A 15805-nucleotide genomic window follows, 5' to 3' on the forward strand; every position below is an offset into this window, starting at 1 on the left:
TTCTAAATAGGGGAGGTTGTCCGTAAATTGTATTAAAAAAGGACAGTGGAGGCGTACATGAAATCACAGTTTATAAGAGGAACATTATTTTTAACATTGTCCACAATTATTTCTAAATTGTTGGGCTTTGCGTATGTTATTCCATTTACAGCAATGGTTGGAGCTAGTGGGTACGCGCTCTATCAATACGCTTATCGACCGTATACACTGATGTTGAGTATAGCGACCATGGGACTACCTCTTGCAGTTTCTAAAATGGTTTCAAAGTATAATCAAATGGGAGATTATTATACAGTCAAAAGAATATTACGAAGTGGCATCGTATTCATGCTTCTTATGGGGACAGCCTCCTTCTTATTTCTTTATGCATTTGCTCCAACACTTGCCTCTTTAATCGTTACAGAAGATAGTGGTACAGGAAACAGTATGCAGGTGGTAACGTATAACATTCGTATTGTAAGTTTTGCGTTGTTGCTTGTACCTGTTATGAGCTTATTACGTGGATTTTTTCAAGGGTTTCAATCCATGGGGCCATCTGCAATTAGTGTGGTAATTGAACAATTATTTCGTGTACTGACGATTTTAATTGGTACATTTACTGTTTTATACCTTTATAAAGAAGCAACAGGTCTCGCTGTTGGTGTAGCTACTTTTGGGGCTTTTATTGGCGCATGTGGGGGAATAGGAGTATTACTATTCTTTTATATAAAGCGCCGTCCTTATCTACAAGCCAAAAAGCCCACACATACGGTGCATCTTTCCTTTTTTAAATTGTATAAAGAGTTGTTTACATCTTCCATTCCGTTTGTCATAGTAGGCTTAGCTATTCCAATTTATCAAACCATTGATACCTATACAATGAATCATCTCCTTGTGAAAATTGGTTACCTATACAAAGATGCTGAAAAAGTAAACGCAGTGATTGGTCTTGCACAAATGGTTGTTCTCATTCCTGTTTCACTTGCGACTGCTTTTAGCATGTCGCTTGTGCCAGAGATGACAAAAGCATTTACAGCAGAAAATAGAGATTTGTTATATAAACATTTTATTCGTACAAATATGATGGTGTTAGCAGTGACTGTTCCTGCAGCACTGGGGATGATATGGTTGGCTGAACCTGTATATACACTATTATTTAGTACAAAAAATGACCCTATGCTGGGCGGACAGATTCTTCGCTATTATGCGTCGGCCTGCATTTTATTTTCACTTTTTTCTGTCACTGCTGCAATGCTGCAGGGAATTAACCAACAGCGCAAAACCATTATTGGTTTAGGAATTGGTATTGTTATTAAGGTATTTTTAAATTGGTATCTTGTACCCCATTTCGATTATGTGGGTTCCATTATTGCGACGTATGCCGGTTATAGTTTTTCGGTCCTTTTTAATGTATGGTTATTATATCGTAACATCGGAAAAAGTAATATAAACCGGATGAGATAGCAGAGTGTCAGGCTCTGTTTTTTTCATGTTTTAGCAATGCTATATCATATATTTTTTCTATTGAAATTTTACTCATAGTTGCATATGCTTGAGAAGGTAAAGATATGTGAGTGAATCGGGGTGAAAGTATGTTAAATATTTATTTAACCGATGAAAACGGAAAGGTACAGGAAATTGAAGAAATTCAAAAAGGTTGCTGGATCAATGCATTGCACCCAACAGAAGAAGAAATTCAATTTTTGGTAGAATCCTTGCAGGTTGATTTGGATTTTATTAAAGATCCACTTGACGATGAAGAACGTTCCCGCATTGAAAAGGAAGACGACAATACACTGATTATCGTGGATATTCCTACTGTACGGCATGATGAAGAAGGTAATTCCATTTATGATACAATTCCAATTGGTATGATTGTTATGCCGGATTGTTTTGTGACCATTTGTCTGGAAGAAAACCCTGTATTTGAGCGATTTATTCATCAGAAAATAAAAGGATTTTATACCTTTAAGAAAACGCGGTTTGTCCTGCAGCTTTTATATATTATTTCTACATATTACTTGCGCTACTTAAAACAAATCAATCGAAAAACAGATGATTTAGAGCATGTACTCAATAAGTCAATGAAAAATAAAGAAATTTTTACCTTACTGGCATTAGAAAAAAGCTTAGTTTACTTTACAACATCTCTTAAGGCAAATAAAATTGTTATTCAAAAGCTTATGCGAAGTGAATATTTAAAAATGTATGAGGATGACCAAGACTTGCTTGAGGACGTCATGATTGAAAACAAGCAGGCGATTGAGATGGCTGAGATTTATAGCGTAATTTTAAATGGTATGATGAATACATTTGGCTCGGTAATCAGTAACAACCTTAACAGTGTTATGAAATTATTGACTTCTATTACCATTATTCTGTCATTACCGACCATGGTGGCAAGCTTTTTTGGAATGAATGTACATATTCCATTTGAAGGCTATAAGCATGCATTTGGAATTATTATGATTATTGCCGCTATTCTTTCCTGTACAACGGCTTTTATCTTTTGGAAAAAACGATATTTTTAGAAACCGCTTATCATGGCGGTTTTTTCATATATGCATGAGGTTATTTTGTGAAAAAATTTCTTATGTGTAAAAGCAATATATTACTAGTATGCACTTGTGTAAATAGGGAGGTAGAGATGCTTAGCGAAAAAGCTGTATATAAATTGACGAAAAAAGATATGTTCATCGCTGGAATGAAGGCATGTATACCTACTATATTTGGGTATTTAAGTATAGGATTTGCTGCGGGAGTTATTGAAAAAGCGTCGGGTTTGAGTTTACTTGAAATAATTCTTCTCTCCATTTTAGTGTATGCGGGATCAGCGCAATTCATTGCTGCCGGAATGTTTGCCGTTGGAGCACCAGCAATTGCAATTATTATTACTGTGTTTTTTGTTAATATTCGACATCTTTTAATGAGTGCAGCGCTGGCACCTTACTTTCGCCACGTATCTTGGTTACATAATACGGCGACAGGTTTATTGTTAACAGATGAAACCTTTGGTGTAGCTACAACATATTTGGAAAAGCGCAAGCAAGGTGACTATTATTGGATGTTGGGATTAAATATTACAGCATATCTTAATTGGATTATAGCCAATATATTGGGAGCATTGTTTGGCAGTTGGATTCATGATCCAGAAAAATTTGGTATGGATTTTGCTTTGACTGCCATGTTTATAGGACTTTTTGTATTGCAAATCAAATCAAGAAAAATAAAAACAGATTATGTTGTAGCGCTTGTAGCAATCGTTATTACGTGCTTCGTTGGACAATGGTCTGAAAATGTTGCGGTCATATTAGCGATTATAGGAGCAGCAACTGTGGGGATGGGGATAGAAAAATGGAAGTCAGATGGGAAGTCATCATCATCATTTTAGGAGCGGCTATCGTTACTGCACTACCAAGGGTATTGCCTCTTGTTTTGCTGAGCAAGGTTTCTTTGTCGTCAAAGGTACAAAAATGGCTACGTTATATTCCTATTGCAGTTTTGAGTGCTTTATTAACACAGACCCTTTTTTCAGAGCAAGGAGAGAGAGCAGAATGGATTGCCGCAGCTGTGTCCTTCGGAGTTGCATATTTGACAAGAAGCCTGCTTTGGACAGTAGTGACAGGGATAGTGGTCATTGTGTGTTTGCGTTTATAAACAGACTAAAAGAGGCTGCCTTTTAGGACAGCCTCTTTTAAATCTCAATTAAAGTCTCATAATTATGTAAAACGAGAACATCGCCGTCTTGTGACACTTTAATAGCAATACCAAAGCGAGATCCCGCATAAGCTGCTGCAGTGCGAGCACCAAGAGCTTCAGTACCAATCCCCGACACATTTAACAGCTCTCCAAAAGATAAAAAATTAAAAGATGAATCTAAAATAACAGCTCCGTCTATGGAAGCAAGCAACTCAGAGTATAAAAAATCTGCGTCCAGTATATTTAAAGCAAAATCGTCTTTTTGAATAACATGTATGAACTTGTTAAGTGAGGTACTTCCTTTTAATAATAAATCACCAGGAATTTTTTGGCGTGCTTCTTCGTGAATAATAGGCTGTCTTTGTGGACGATCCGTATCGCAAGAATGGTCGAGTAAAATAATGAAAAGCGATCCTTTGCCTGCTTGTGAAAGTCTTTTAATTAAGCTTACTATACGATCTATACGTTTTATAGTAATATCTACAACATTAGGCTGGATCGGAGAGTAGTTACGTACTAAATATGAGAGCGTTTGATCACAGTTGTAGGGAAGTAGCTTTTCCAGTAAGATTGCTTTTAATGCCAGGTAATGTTTAACTTTCCAATTTCCATTCGCTAAGCGCAATGTAAAGTTATGGTTTGTATACCAATTTAACTCTCGGTTGTAAATATCCAAGAATTGAAATGGAGGAATTTTTTTTTCTTTTTGAGCACGAATTGTTTTCAATGTATCGAGATTAGAAAAGATATAGGCAGAAAACGCATCATATGTGGCACGAGACAATTTGATTTTATTAGCGGCCAACTGCTCATTTAAATATGTATAAAGACTAGAATAATACATGTATTGTAATTTTAATTCATCTACTTCGTTATACATAGAAATAATGGCAATGCGAATCGGGTCACAGTCCGATTGTTTCCTAACAAATCCGGTTACAAGAAATTCATGGTTTACAACAAGTGAAAGGTGTTTATTATCTATTAAGCGCAAGGAACGTTTGTCATTGATGAAAGCTCGGATATTCATGGGACGAATTGGTATGTACTCTAACCCCATTTGCTGGAGCTCCTGCTGGATATTTAAGTAAGGCTTTTGAAAGTAAAAAAAACCGAGTGATGTATGAGCGGATTCGTAAGTTTCTATGCTTGCTTCTTTCAATAAGTTAATAAAAGAGTAGGCCATTAAATCATAGCTTTTAACAGTCAACGAATCAGAATAAAAAATGATGAGAAGTGCAATCTCTTCAACTGCTGAAATAAACTGCCTTACCTCAAATTGATTAGAGCGGTTGTAGTAGTAACTGAGTACAGCATTAATTTTTTCAATCAGAGTATCTAATAACGTTTCGGCTGTTTGCTCTGAGATACCGGTTGTTTTTAGACGAAATGTCACATCTGTTTCATCTGTTGTGCTTGAAAATTCTAAATCTAGCCCTGTAAAACTCTTTAATTGTTCGCTGAAATGGTTGAAGAACGTGAGCTTTTTATTTTCTGTCATAGTCCACCTACATACGTTTTATCGTCATTGCTATATTGTATAGTGTGACTGAAATGAGCTGGTATATGTATAGAAAAAGCACTGCAAATGCAGTGCTTTTTCGATAGTGTTTCAATTTTAGCAGAAGCAAGCGGCTCCAACGATAATTAAAAGGATAAACAGAACAACAAGCAAAGCGAAACCATTGTTATATCCGTAGCCCATGTGTCTTCCCCCTTTATGGCTTTTACACTATAGAATATGTAGAAACAAGGATTTTGACAGATAGGCGAGTGCGGATTTTTACAACTGGTAAATACGCGCTTCGTGTGGGCGAAGCAGATGGGTTTGTACATCATCATAATTGCTTAATAAAGCAGTACTGCTTTGTTGCCATTGCTCCGGAATTACAGAATTCTCGTCCGAGTTATTTAACATGATGAGCCATGTCACATCATGAAGCGTTCGAGTATATAAATAAATTTGTTCATGATGCGGTAAATAATCTGTAAAATCACCGTAAATCATAACCGGGTGCTCCTTACGCAATGTTAGTAAGCGTTTGTAGTAATAAAATACAGAGTTTGGATCTTGAAGTGCTTGCTCTACATTAATGTCTGTAAATAACACGTAGTATGTCTATATGAGTAAAAATAGAAATCTAACATTTTTTAGGTTGGAGAAAAGAATGAGAGAAACGAGGTACCCAAGGGCGGCATACGCAAGATTATCTGCATTGAGCGAGAAGGTCGCGTACTCACATTCTTCTGTCGTTGTTATGTTAAAAACATCTATTGTACAAGTATTACAATCCTTTTACTAAGCCACCGTCGACGAGGAGTGAATTTCCTGTCATATAAGTGTTAACATCTGAAACTAAAAAGGTTACAACATTTGCAAACTCTTGTGGCTGTCCGTAGCGTCCAAGAGGGATGTTACGCTCAAAGTTTGCCCTCATTTCATCTCTGCTTAGACCATGCTTGGCAGCATTCATTTCGTCTAATACTGCAACGCGATCTGTAGCGATCCGACCAGGTGCTACAGTATTAATTAAAATACCATATGGTGCGAGTTCGCTTGCTAATGTTTTGGTTAAACCAGTAATGCCGACTCTAAAAGTGTTGGAGAGGAGCAGACCGGGAATGGGCTCTTTTACAGATGAAGAGGCGATGTTAATAATCTTACCACCTTTTTCTTTCAAGTAGGGTAGAGCTGCCCGAATCAAACGAATATGACTCAGTAGATTGAGCTCAAACGCGCCTTGCCAATCTTCATCGGAAAGTTGCTCAAATGTGCCGAGCTTTGGTCCACCTGCATTGTTAATCAGAATATCAAGAGAGCCAAATGCTTCTACAGTTGCAGCAACAGCAGCTGTGATTTGTTCTGAATTGGTTACATCACAAACTGTGTACATAACCCGGCCTGTCCCGATTTTTTGTAATTCCTGCTGCACGTCTTGGAGCTTTTCTTCATTTCTACTCATCAGCATCACATTAACACCTTCACGAACTAATTGTGTTGCGATGGCTTTGCCTAGGCCTTGACTGGAAGCGGATACAAGAGCACTTTTACCCTGCAGGTTTAAATCCATTCTAATTCCTCCTTTATGTAACATATAGAATGTGCACAGCAAATGTTTGTACATGTTCAGTATACAGTAAGAGTGCAAATATTCTAAAGGTGAATTTACAATAATTTACCTTTGTTTAACGATTTTCTCATAGTTCCTTTATATACTATCGGTAAGATAACAATGTACATATTTTACCCAAAGGAGAGGATCAAGATGAACAAGTTTACGAAATCTTTGACGGCACTTGCATTAATGAGCTCTTTACTGGTAGTGGGTTGTAGCAATGAGGAAGAAAAAAAAGATGATACAAAACAAGAGCAAGATACAGAAACAGGTACACAGTCTAAAGACGATACAAAGAAAGAATAAAGCAAACTCCTCCGCATTGCGGGGGAGATTTTTTGTCTTTTGCTCACGGTAAAAGCATATCTGTTTGCGTTGCTTATTTCATGACTTTTTCAGATGAGATACTCTATAATAAGTGCGTATTACCATAAAAAATAAGGAGTGCATGATATGCGTATTTGTATATTGGGAGCAACGGGACGAACAGGGAAAGAAATTACGCGCCTTTCTCTGCAAGATCATCATCAGATAACAGCTTTAGTAAGAGGAAACATACAGATGGAAAAGCAAGTTACATGTATAACAGGAGATGCCTGCAATCGAGAAGATATCCAAAGAGCTGTATGTGGAAGTGACGTGGTAGTAAGTGCGCTCGGTACGGACGGGGCCGCTGTTTTATCCAAAAGCATGCCGTTTATTATAGAAGCAATGAAACAAGAGGGTGTGTCACGTATTGTAACGGTTGGCACCGCAGGAGTTCTGCAGGCGCGTACAAATCCAAAATTATACCGCTTCCAGTCTGGAGAGTCAAAACGAAAATCAACGCGTGCTGCAGAAGATCACTTACAGGCTTATTTAGAGCTTGCACAATCTAATCTAGATTGGACAATTGTTTGTCCAACGCATTTGATTGATGGCGAGGCAAGAGGAGACTTTCGTACAGAAGCGCATATGCTACCGGAACATGGAAAGCAAATTACAGTAGGAGATACAGCTTTATTTACATATCAGCAGCTAACTTCTAGCGAATATAGCAAGAAACGAGTAGGGATTGCATATTAAAAGAGGCTGACTTTTTAGGTCACCCCCTTACAAAACAACGTAAAGTATAAATACTGCAATCATCAGTAGTTGAATAACAGCTTTTGCGACAGAACTGCTTAAGAAGCTGATAACCGTAGCAAGTGCAACAGCAAAGGCTTCTTTGCCGCTTTTCTTATGTAATAGCTCTGTCATGAGCACCGAGAAAAACGGGACGATTAATAAACCAAACGGAGGAAAAACAAACGAACCTACTAGAATTGATATAACACCAATTCGCTCTCCCCATTTTGTACTGCCGTATTTTTTAAGGAAATAGCTATTTGCGATAAAATCAGCAACAAACAAAATAACTGTAAATAAAATCTGCAGTCCCCAAAACGTCCATGTCAGCTCTAGGTGATTGATTCCAAATTGATAAATAAGAAAGCCGCCCCACAGCACAAGTACGCCAGGAATAACGGGATACATGAGTCCGACAAATGCGAGTGCAAAACAAACAACAATCAAAACCCAAAATATGACTGTCACCAGTAACGCTCCTTTCTAACTATATACTACAAGTTAAGGATACATGGAGCTCAGAAGAATGTCGACAGGTGAATGAAAGATAAAGCGCATTTTGTCGTATTAAAAAGTATAAAAGTTGTTGTGTTTTTCCTGTCTTTGTAATAAGGATACGATAAAAGAAAGGAGCGAGGCTGATGCGGGTATGGGAAACAACGCTACAAAAGGAATGGACCTTGCGCTATTGTCAAGAGCTTGTTGCAGAATTAGGTTTATATGAAGCCGACTTTCTATTAAAAACGAAGGATAAAACAATCAATATGAAAAGTCTACTTGGGCTTTGCAGTTTGCTTTTACAAGAGGGAGAAAGTGTTACGATTTGTGTATTTGGCGACGATGAAGAGGAGGCGTTACACGCTGTTAAGCAATTGTTTCATACAAATCAGCCTTCATAGTTGAAAAGGAAAACAGAGCTGTTATTCGCCGGCTCTGTTTTCTTTTATGCCTCTAATAATTATATGAAGCAGGAGATAAAGCAGATATACGCCAAGGTACGCACCTGCACTGAGAAAATAGCTATTTAACAGCACTTTATGAATGGTTGTCATGAACACAACATCTTTTTGTAAAACATCATAAATGGCCAGCGATAAGATACACCCGAACGTATACAGTGCTATATATGAAACAATATCTAGTAGCAATTTTATTTTTATGTACCGGGTTATGAAATAAAGTACAACAGAAGCAATCATAGGAGCATATATAATTAATAGTTTCACGATTTCACCTCACCTTACATATAGCAACAAAAGTAGCTTTCTTAACATCAGTGTAAAACAACGTACAACTGCTGTATGTCTATGATTTTCCTCGGAAAGAGCGCTTTTATGCTTTAACAGTACATGGCCTTTTCAACTGATTGATCTAAAAATCATCTTACTTTGTCTATTTCTATATATAGACAAAGATTACGTGTTCTATTCCTCACTATCTGTACATATATTGCTAGAGAAAGGGTGATAGAATGAAGCGAAGTTATTTTTATGTGCAAAAGACAAGAGTATCTAAGCTTTTTTTATTTATTCTAGTGGCAATTATATCAACATTTTTATGTACAAGCATGATGGTAACTTCTTTAAAGCACGCCAAGTCTACTTATTTACATAGCTTTTTGGGAGAACTTTCAATGAACGGATATATGTACGCGTTTGGTATGGAAAACCATTATTTTACGCAGGAATACCGAAGTTTAAATAAAGAGTTTTCTCTATCATCTTTATTTTTATCTACCGTAACAAATATTCGATTTGATGATGTGCGGAGTTTGATTGGGACAGAGCTTCCTGGGTTTACAAAATATGATACAGAAATTTTAATAGCGGGGGAAGGAACAAACTACTCCAACCTTCCAATTGAATCTAGCGTGCCGCTCGAAGAGTTAACAAAAGAAAGAAAAGGAGAAGCCGTCCCACCTGCTGAAGCTCCGAAGCAAAAACCCCCTAGTTCTACAGGAAGCAAAAAAGTTGTTTTTATTTATCATAGTCATAGCTGGGAGTCATATTTGCCAATGCTTAACTTAACGAATGATCCAAATGCAAATAAAGCTTCAAGTTCTGTTTCTAATATCTCTATCTTTGGAGATCGTCTGCGTGAGCAGCTGGAGGGTTACGGAATTGGAACAACAAATGATAAAACTGATATTGGAAAACTGTTAATCTCAAAAGGTCTGAATTCGAATAGCTCATATAAAGTCTCAAGACAAGTTGTACAAACAGCTATGACAAGTAACAAAGATTTGCAATATTTCTTTGATATCCATCGTGATAGCGCGCGAAAACCAGTCACAACAAAACAATTGAACGGCAAGTCTTATGCCAAATTTTATTTTATTATTGGAGCAGGTAACAAAAACTACACGCAAAACGAAAAACTAGCGCTTGCTTTGCATGAGCAGATTGAAAAAAAATATCCAGGGCTCAGCCGAGGAGTAGGTCGTAAAGATTTTCGTACGGGGAACGGGATTTACAATCAGGATTTATCTGGACAAGCGATTTTAATTGAATTAGGTGGTGTAGATAATACAGTAGAAGAGCTGAATCGAAGCATAGACGTGCTTGCAGAAGTATTTAGTGAATATTTTTGGCAGGCAGAACGTGTTAATGGGTAATAAACAAGGAATCATTTATTGTAATAGCGAATGTGTATCGTATAAGTACAATACTGGAAAATGACTACGATACAAAGCGGGTGAAATATGAAATTAGTTACCGGTATAGCAATGGGAATCGTTGTTGTTGCGGTGAGCATATTTGTGTGGAGCAATGAACTGTTTTATATCATGCATCCAGGTCGTGAAAGTATGCAATACGAAGGAGAAATACTGTTTCCTGATACACAGACAACAGTCACAAAAGAAGGTATTGTTCGCAATCCAGAATCTTTATTAGTGTTGGTCAATAAACAGCGTCGTTTGCCAAGTTCTTATGTACCGCCTGATTTAACAATCCCTAATGTACGATTCTCTTTTAACGGAGATAAGGAAAAGATGAAATTGCGCAAAGAAGCTGCTGAAGAACTCGCAGCGTTGTTTCAAGCAGGAGAAAAACAAGACATTTATCTATTTGCCGTTTCAGCCTACCGGTCTTATGACAGGCAAAAATCCCTCTACACTATGTATCAGCAAAAAGAAGGAAAAGAAATCGCAGCTGCGTCAAGCGCAGTCGCTGGTACAAGCGAGCACCAAACAGGCTTGGCTGTGGATATTTCGGCACAGTCAACGCGCTTTTTATTAGATGTATCGTTCGCCACAACTAAGGAAGGGAAATGGTTGCAGGAGAATGCACATAAATTCGGTTTTATTATTCGTTATCCTGAGTATAAGGAGGAAATTACAGGCTATACATATGAGCCATGGCATATTCGGTACGTGGGTGAGCCGCATGCTAGATATCTTTATGAAAGACGTTTAACGCTTGAGGAAGTGATGCAGAAATAAGAAGAGATCATCTTTTGAATGGAAGAAAGAAATATATACAAGTAGAAAAACCGAAATTCTTATCTAGATGTGAATGATGAACCGGCCATGTGCAGTTGTGGTCAGTGGCTAAGAGAGGCTCAACACGGGAGAAGTTCTTGCGCTTTTGGTTGACTGTTACTGTGAGGTTAGAAAAGTAACTTTATATACCTTTTCTGAAATGGTGCTAATAGACATATATATAATATGAATCTGTAAATGCACTTTGTAAGGAAAGAAGGTGAGGTTGTGGCGACGTGGGTCATATGGCTTTTATTGGGCGGAGGTTTGCTCTTAGCTGAGATGTTTACACTTACATTTTATCTGCTGTGGCTCGGACTGGGAGCTGTTGTCGGTGCCGCAGTTGCGTTCATTGTACCGAGTCTATGGATACAAGTTGTTTGTGCGTCTGTTGTAAGTTTGGCATTAACCATTTTTTCTAAACGTATTGTAGGAAAGTTTCGCATTGGCAAAGGGTTTAAAGATGCCGTTGACACAATTGTTGGAAGGGAAGCAGTAGTGACACAGGATATCAGACCGAAACAAAATGGTATTGTCAAGGTCGGAGGTGATACGTGGAGTGCTACAGCGAGTGAAACCATTGGGGTAGGTGAAAAAGTGGTAATTGTGAATAGGCAAAATACAGTTCTTACTGTTAGGAGGGCGAATTAGTGGTCGGAACAATTTTATCCATTCTACTGATTATTCTTGTTGTCGTATTTGCTGCATTAACAGTAAAAATCATACCACAGCAACAGGTAGCGGTGGTAGAGCGCTTAGGTAAATTTCATCGCACCATGCATGCAGGGTTAAACATTCTCGTTCCCATTTTAGATCGTGTACGTGTGTACCATGATTTACGCATTCAACAAACGAGTGTACCTCCGCAAAAAGTGATCACAAAAGACAACGTGCAGGTAGAAATTGATACTATTATTTTTTATCAGGTCATCGATCCAGAGCAAGCCACATACGGTATCTCTAACTATGCAAACGGTGTACGAAACATCACGACTGCGACAATGCGGCAAATTCTTGGGAATATGGAGCTTGATGAAACTTTGTCTGGCCGGGAAAAAATTTCTACCGATATTCGCTTGGCACTTGACGAAGCAACGGAAAAGTGGGGTGTGCGCATTGAACGTGTTGAGGTTGTGGATATCAATCCCCCAAAGGACGTACAAGTATCCATGGAAAAGCAAATGAAGGCGGAACGAAACAAGCGTGCCATTATTTTAGAAGCAGAGGCAGCAAAGCAAGATATGGTTCTTCGCGCGGAGGGTGACAAGCAAAGTAAAATTTTAATTGCAGAAGGAGACCGGGAAGCGCGTATTCGGGAAGCTGAAGGAGTTCGGCAAGCAAAGGAACTAGAAGCACTTGGTGAGGCAAAAGCGATTGAGGCTGTCGCAGTAGCTGAGCAGCGCCGCATTCAATTGCTAAAGGATGCTGGATTAACAGAGCAGGTACTTGCTTATAAGTCTTTTGAGGCCTTGGAGACGATTGCAAATGGAACTGCTACGAAAGTATTTCTACCGACTGGCGCTGTCGAGACTTTAGGTAGCATCGGAGCCATAGGGGAGATTTTTAAAGAGAAGTCGTAGGAGCCTGTCATGCAGGCTCTTTTTATTATATTTGCAGGATTTTATTTCTTTGCTGTGTTAAAGCGCAATATTGATAATTGGTACCTGTTAATTGAAGGGGAAAGAGGTGAGACTCTTGCAGCGGAAATCAAAAGAGAACTTCCCCCCACCCTACTTCTTAAGAAAGTCACGACCCACTTATCCAAACCAGGCTGTATGTAACAAGCTTATAGCTACTTCAATTTCTTGCTCTGTTAAGCCACCGAACCCAAGTAAAATGTGAGAGCAGGAAAATGGGGGATTTGCATAATAGACAGAAAGCGGATATACCTTGATATCGTAGCGGGCAGCCGCTTGAATGAGCTCGCTCTCTGTCATACCGTTTTTTACATCCAGTACAATATGAAGACCGGATTGGGAGCCAATAATTGTAACATTCGTACCCATCCAATGTTGAATAGAGCTAATTAGTTTTTTTTGCTTTTTTTTATATAATGTTCGCATACGATTTAAATGGCGCTGCCAATGACCATTCTTCATAAAATGATACATCGTGAGCTGATGTATTTTAGAAACAGTTTGTTTATATAGTGCCCCCTTCTGTTTGTAAACCTCAAGTAAGGATGGTGGTAAAACCATATAACTCATGCGCATAGCTGGTAAAAATGCTTTCGAGAATGTGCCTAAATAAATGACTCGATTGCTTGCATCAAGACCTTGTAGTGCAGGAATTGGGCGTCCTATGTAGCGAAACTCCCCATCGTAATCATCCTCTATAATATATCCGTCTGTTTCTTTCGCCCAATCCAACAACTCTAGCCTGCGATGTACAGGCATAATCATTCCATATGGAAACTGATGCGATGGTGTGATATATACAATGGTTGCCTCTGTATTTCGCAATGCTTGTACAGACAAACCATGTTCATCAATCTCAACATAAGTAAGCGGGTGGCGGCTATTTTGTAAAACAGCGCGTGCTCTATGGAAACCAGGTTCTTCCATTGCGTAAGTAGTCACTCCCATAAGTTCGACGAGTATGGAAAGTAGTAGCTGTGTACCAGCCCCGAATACAATTTGCTCCGGTGTACAAACAACACCTCTAGATTGATATAAATAATTTGTTAGCTGCTCACGGAGTACAATTTCCCCTTGGATATGTTCAGGCGTAAACCATTCTTTTTCATTATCATATAAACACTGAATCATCGTTCGCTTCCATAATGTTATTGGAAACGCAGAAGCATCGACCAAGCCTTGACTGAAATCAAATGTTGGCCGTTCCATTTGTGCAAAAGGAGCCGTAACACCTGGCGATGCCGGTTGTATATCATAAGAAAGGTCTGCGGCATACAATCCTTTTTTGGGGATGCTGTGTACGTATCCTTCCGCCACGAGTTGTGCATAGGCAAGCTCTACCGTGTTTCGGCTCACCTGCAAATGCTCGGATAGTTTACGATGCGACGGTAAACGAGAGCCTACGGTAATATGTTCTTGTATGATCTCTTGTTTTATGTGCTCGTAAATTTGCATATATAGCGGCATGTTCATATCTTGCCGCAGGTGTAGTGTTATTTCTGTCAATTTTCAACCACCTCATATCTGCCTTGGTAAAATTATTATAAACTGTCCCTTTCGATAGGGGCAGTATTTTTATACGATGAAAATAAGAAATTTGATGATAAGGAGATGTATATGATGCATGATGTTCGATTTGTAGCAGAAGAACGCGAGGTGTTGCATGCGTTTTCGGTCATGCAAGAGCTTAGACCGCATTTAAGCGAAAAAACATATCTGCAATTGTATCAAGATATGAAGAAGAGTGGTTACACTTTGATTGGACTATATGTAGATGGAGAAATAGTAGCGCTTGGTGGTGTCGCTATTATGACCAATTTTTATTCTTTAAAGCATGTCTATGTATATGATTTGATTACGGCTGCGAAGCATCGTTCTAAAGGCTATGGAAAGACTCTTCTTTCTTATATTGAACAGTGGGGAAAAGACCAAGGATGTACAAGTGTAGAATTAACATCCGGATTTCAGCGTATTGATGCTCATCGCTTCTATGAAAGAGAAGGATATATAAAGAAAAGTTATTCATTCGGTAAAGGGTTGTAAATGTATGCTTTGCATTTTATTTTTAGTCCTGTGAAAAATTCTCCTTGATTAGCTACATCGGGTTTTAACACAGCAAATCTTTTAATAAAGTACGAACCTCCTTATATTTTATGTTTACTTCAAGACTTTTCGGAAAAACTAGGAAAGAAACAGAATAGGAGGGAATGTATGATGGAACATCCAATTCAGGGTTTAATGCGAGCGGCGATGGAAAACCTCAAGGAAATGGTCGATGTAAATACAATTATTGGAGAGCCTGTGCAAACGGCAGATGGCGGAGTAGTATTAACGGTATCTAAGGTAGCTTTCGGTTTTGGGGCAGGTGGCAGTGATTTTTCGGCTGAAAGACGAGCAGAAGATGATCATGCGTTTGGCGGAGGAAGTGCAGGAGGAGTATCTATTACACCAGTTGCCTTTTTAGTGGTGAATGATGAAGGCATTAACATTATGCATTTGCAAAACACAACACATTTAGTAGAAAAGGTAATCGATTTGGCTCCACAGACAATCGATAAGCTGCAAAATATGTTTGGATCTAATAAGCAACAGCATAATAAGCAAAATGAACATACTGATCATTATACGAATCACATGAAAACAAATCCGAATGATCTTGTCTAAAACCTGTGCTAGCACAGGTTTTTTGTATTATACAATTCTTAATACCATCTACCTGTTAATCAAGAACGACATTATATCCATGATACGTAGCTATTCCAACGTAGCAACAAAAGCTATAAGAA

At 38.4% G+C, this 15805-nt stretch carries 20 protein-coding genes; 13 read left to right on the top strand and 7 right to left on the bottom strand.

Translation table 11 applies throughout. The annotated features are described in order from the left end of the window. Nucleotides 1–57: 57 nt before the first annotated feature. From MUG87_RS01050 to MUG87_RS01065, 4 genes are all read left to right on the top strand, one after another. On the top strand, nt 58–1443 hold the full coding sequence (locus tag MUG87_RS01050; protein WP_247084730.1) for a putative polysaccharide biosynthesis protein: 1386 nt from the start codon (nt 58–60) through the stop codon (nt 1441–1443). 128 nt (nt 1444–1571) lie between these two features. Further along, nucleotides 1572–2510: a magnesium transporter CorA family protein gene (locus MUG87_RS01055; RefSeq protein ID WP_247084732.1), complete on the top strand. Its 939-nt coding sequence runs from the start codon at nt 1572–1574 to the stop codon at nt 2508–2510. Between the two features lie 116 nt (nt 2511–2626). After that, complete coding sequence (locus MUG87_RS01060) at nt 2627–3370, top strand: AzlC family ABC transporter permease (protein WP_247084734.1); 744 nt, start codon at nt 2627–2629, stop codon at nt 3368–3370. Then, a complete protein-coding gene (locus MUG87_RS01065) occupies nt 3334–3636 on the top strand; it encodes an AzlD domain-containing protein (protein ID WP_247084736.1) in 303 nt (100 codons plus the stop codon). Before MUG87_RS01060 ends, MUG87_RS01065 begins: the two co-directional genes overlap by 37 nt. Nucleotides 3637–3673: 37 nt before the next feature. Here the strand turns inward: MUG87_RS01065 and MUG87_RS01070 are convergent, their stop codons facing one another. From MUG87_RS01070 to MUG87_RS01085, 4 genes are all read right to left on the bottom strand, one after another. Beyond that, nucleotides 3674–5179 carry a hypothetical protein gene (locus MUG87_RS01070; RefSeq protein ID WP_247084738.1) on the bottom strand — a complete coding sequence of 502 codons (1506 nt, stop codon included), beginning with the start codon at nt 5177–5179 and terminating at the stop codon, nt 3674–3676. A gap of 117 nt (nt 5180–5296) precedes the next feature. Next, entirely contained in the window at nt 5297–5383 is an 87-nt protein-coding gene (locus tag MUG87_RS01075; protein WP_124564682.1) for a YjcZ family sporulation protein, read from the bottom strand. Between the two features lie 78 nt (nt 5384–5461). Beyond that, nucleotides 5462–5788 carry an alpha-amylase family glycosyl hydrolase gene (locus MUG87_RS01080; protein WP_247084740.1) on the bottom strand — a complete coding sequence of 109 codons (327 nt, stop codon included), beginning with the start codon at nt 5786–5788 and terminating at the stop codon, nt 5462–5464. Between the two features lie 175 nt (nt 5789–5963). Continuing rightward, nucleotides 5964–6749: an SDR family oxidoreductase gene (locus MUG87_RS01085; RefSeq protein ID WP_247084742.1), complete on the bottom strand. Its 786-nt coding sequence runs from the start codon at nt 6747–6749 to the stop codon at nt 5964–5966. Between the two features lie 195 nt (nt 6750–6944). Here MUG87_RS01085 and MUG87_RS01090 point away from each other — a divergent pair, with 195 nt between their 5' ends. Together MUG87_RS01090 and MUG87_RS01095 are read left to right on the top strand one after the other, a co-directional pair. Further along, nucleotides 6945–7100, top strand: coding sequence for a hypothetical protein (locus MUG87_RS01090; protein ID WP_247084744.1), 156 nt, complete (start codon nt 6945–6947; stop codon nt 7098–7100). Between the two features lie 147 nt (nt 7101–7247). Then, nucleotides 7248–7859, top strand: a complete 612-nt coding sequence (locus tag MUG87_RS01095; RefSeq protein ID WP_247084746.1) for an NAD(P)-dependent oxidoreductase — start codon at nt 7248–7250, stop codon at nt 7857–7859. A gap of 27 nt (nt 7860–7886) precedes the next feature. Here MUG87_RS01095 and MUG87_RS01100 read toward each other — a convergent pair whose 3' ends face one another. Further along, nucleotides 7887–8369, bottom strand: a complete 483-nt coding sequence (locus MUG87_RS01100) for a DUF456 domain-containing protein (protein WP_247084748.1) — start codon at nt 8367–8369, stop codon at nt 7887–7889. 173 nt (nt 8370–8542) lie between these two features. Here MUG87_RS01100 and MUG87_RS01105 point away from each other — a divergent pair, with 173 nt between their 5' ends. After that, nucleotides 8543–8800 carry an HPr family phosphocarrier protein gene (locus tag MUG87_RS01105; protein ID WP_247084750.1) on the top strand — a complete coding sequence of 86 codons (258 nt, stop codon included), beginning with the start codon at nt 8543–8545 and terminating at the stop codon, nt 8798–8800. A gap of 21 nt (nt 8801–8821) precedes the next feature. Here MUG87_RS01105 and MUG87_RS01110 read toward each other — a convergent pair whose 3' ends face one another. Then, nucleotides 8822–9127 (bottom strand): hypothetical protein, encoded by a 306-nt coding sequence (locus MUG87_RS01110; RefSeq protein ID WP_247084752.1) that lies wholly within the window; start codon nt 9125–9127, stop codon nt 8822–8824. Nucleotides 9128–9372: 245 nt separating this feature from the next. Here MUG87_RS01110 and spoIIP point away from each other — a divergent pair, with 245 nt between their 5' ends. From spoIIP to MUG87_RS01130, 4 genes are all read left to right on the top strand, one after another. After that, entirely contained in the window at nt 9373–10515 is a 1143-nt protein-coding gene (spoIIP, locus tag MUG87_RS01115) for a stage II sporulation protein P (protein WP_247084754.1), read from the top strand. Between the two features lie 87 nt (nt 10516–10602). Beyond that, nucleotides 10603–11343, top strand: coding sequence for a M15 family metallopeptidase (locus tag MUG87_RS01120; protein ID WP_247084756.1), 741 nt, complete (start codon nt 10603–10605; stop codon nt 11341–11343). 267 nt (nt 11344–11610) lie between these two features. Further along, nucleotides 11611–12033 (top strand): NfeD family protein, encoded by a 423-nt coding sequence (locus MUG87_RS01125; protein WP_247084758.1) that lies wholly within the window; start codon nt 11611–11613, stop codon nt 12031–12033. Then, entirely contained in the window at nt 12033–12962 is a 930-nt protein-coding gene (locus MUG87_RS01130; RefSeq protein ID WP_247084760.1) for an SPFH domain-containing protein, read from the top strand. Before MUG87_RS01125 ends, MUG87_RS01130 begins: the two co-directional genes overlap by 1 nt. A gap of 177 nt (nt 12963–13139) precedes the next feature. Here the strand turns inward: MUG87_RS01130 and MUG87_RS01135 are convergent, their stop codons facing one another. Then, entirely contained in the window at nt 13140–14492 is a 1353-nt protein-coding gene (locus MUG87_RS01135) for a MocR-like pyridoxine biosynthesis transcription factor PdxR (RefSeq protein ID WP_247087416.1), read from the bottom strand. A 147-nt stretch (nt 14493–14639) separates the two neighbouring features. On the opposite strand from MUG87_RS01135, the gene MUG87_RS01140 reads away from it, so the two are divergent. Further along, nucleotides 14640–15062 carry a GNAT family N-acetyltransferase gene (locus MUG87_RS01140; protein WP_247087418.1) on the top strand — a complete coding sequence of 141 codons (423 nt, stop codon included), beginning with the start codon at nt 14640–14642 and terminating at the stop codon, nt 15060–15062. Between the two features lie 171 nt (nt 15063–15233). Then, the gene (gene ytfJ / locus MUG87_RS01145; RefSeq protein WP_247087420.1) at nt 15234–15683 is read left to right on the top strand and encodes a GerW family sporulation protein; all 450 of its coding nucleotides are present in this window, start codon (nt 15234–15236) and stop codon (nt 15681–15683) included. The last annotated feature ends 122 nt before the right edge of the window (nt 15684–15805 follow it).

The sequence above is a fragment of the Ectobacillus sp. JY-23 genome, assembly GCF_023022965.1.
GTDB lineage: Bacteria > Bacillota > Bacilli > Bacillales > Bacillaceae_G > Ectobacillus.

Coding starts and splice junctions, on each gene's coding strand:
- MUG87_RS01065 (WP_247084736.1), top strand. CDS start 3,334: ATGGAAGTCAGATGGGAAGTCATCATCATCATTTTAGGAGCGGCTATC.
- MUG87_RS01055 (WP_247084732.1), top strand. CDS start 1,572: ATGTTAAATATTTATTTAACCGATGAAAACGGAAAGGTACAGGAAATT.
- MUG87_RS01050 (WP_247084730.1), top strand. CDS start 58: ATGAAATCACAGTTTATAAGAGGAACATTATTTTTAACATTGTCCACA.
- spoIIP (WP_247084754.1), top strand. CDS start 9,373: ATGAAGCGAAGTTATTTTTATGTGCAAAAGACAAGAGTATCTAAGCTT.
- MUG87_RS01085 (WP_247084742.1), bottom strand. CDS start 6,749: ATGGATTTAAACCTGCAGGGTAAAAGTGCTCTTGTATCCGCTTCCAGT.
- MUG87_RS01120 (WP_247084756.1), top strand. CDS start 10,603: ATGAAATTAGTTACCGGTATAGCAATGGGAATCGTTGTTGTTGCGGTG.
- MUG87_RS01090 (WP_247084744.1), top strand. CDS start 6,945: ATGAACAAGTTTACGAAATCTTTGACGGCACTTGCATTAATGAGCTCT.
- MUG87_RS01095 (WP_247084746.1), top strand. CDS start 7,248: ATGCGTATTTGTATATTGGGAGCAACGGGACGAACAGGGAAAGAAATT.
- MUG87_RS01060 (WP_247084734.1), top strand. CDS start 2,627: ATGCTTAGCGAAAAAGCTGTATATAAATTGACGAAAAAAGATATGTTC.
- MUG87_RS01105 (WP_247084750.1), top strand. CDS start 8,543: ATGCGGGTATGGGAAACAACGCTACAAAAGGAATGGACCTTGCGCTAT.
- MUG87_RS01075 (WP_124564682.1), bottom strand. CDS start 5,383: ATGGGCTACGGATATAACAATGGTTTCGCTTTGCTTGTTGTTCTGTTT.
- MUG87_RS01135 (WP_247087416.1), bottom strand. CDS start 14,492: ATGAACATGCCGCTATATATGCAAATTTACGAGCACATAAAACAAGAG.
- MUG87_RS01140 (WP_247087418.1), top strand. CDS start 14,640: ATGCATGATGTTCGATTTGTAGCAGAAGAACGCGAGGTGTTGCATGCG.
- ytfJ (WP_247087420.1), top strand. CDS start 15,234: ATGGAACATCCAATTCAGGGTTTAATGCGAGCGGCGATGGAAAACCTC.
- MUG87_RS01070 (WP_247084738.1), bottom strand. CDS start 5,179: ATGACAGAAAATAAAAAGCTCACGTTCTTCAACCATTTCAGCGAACAA.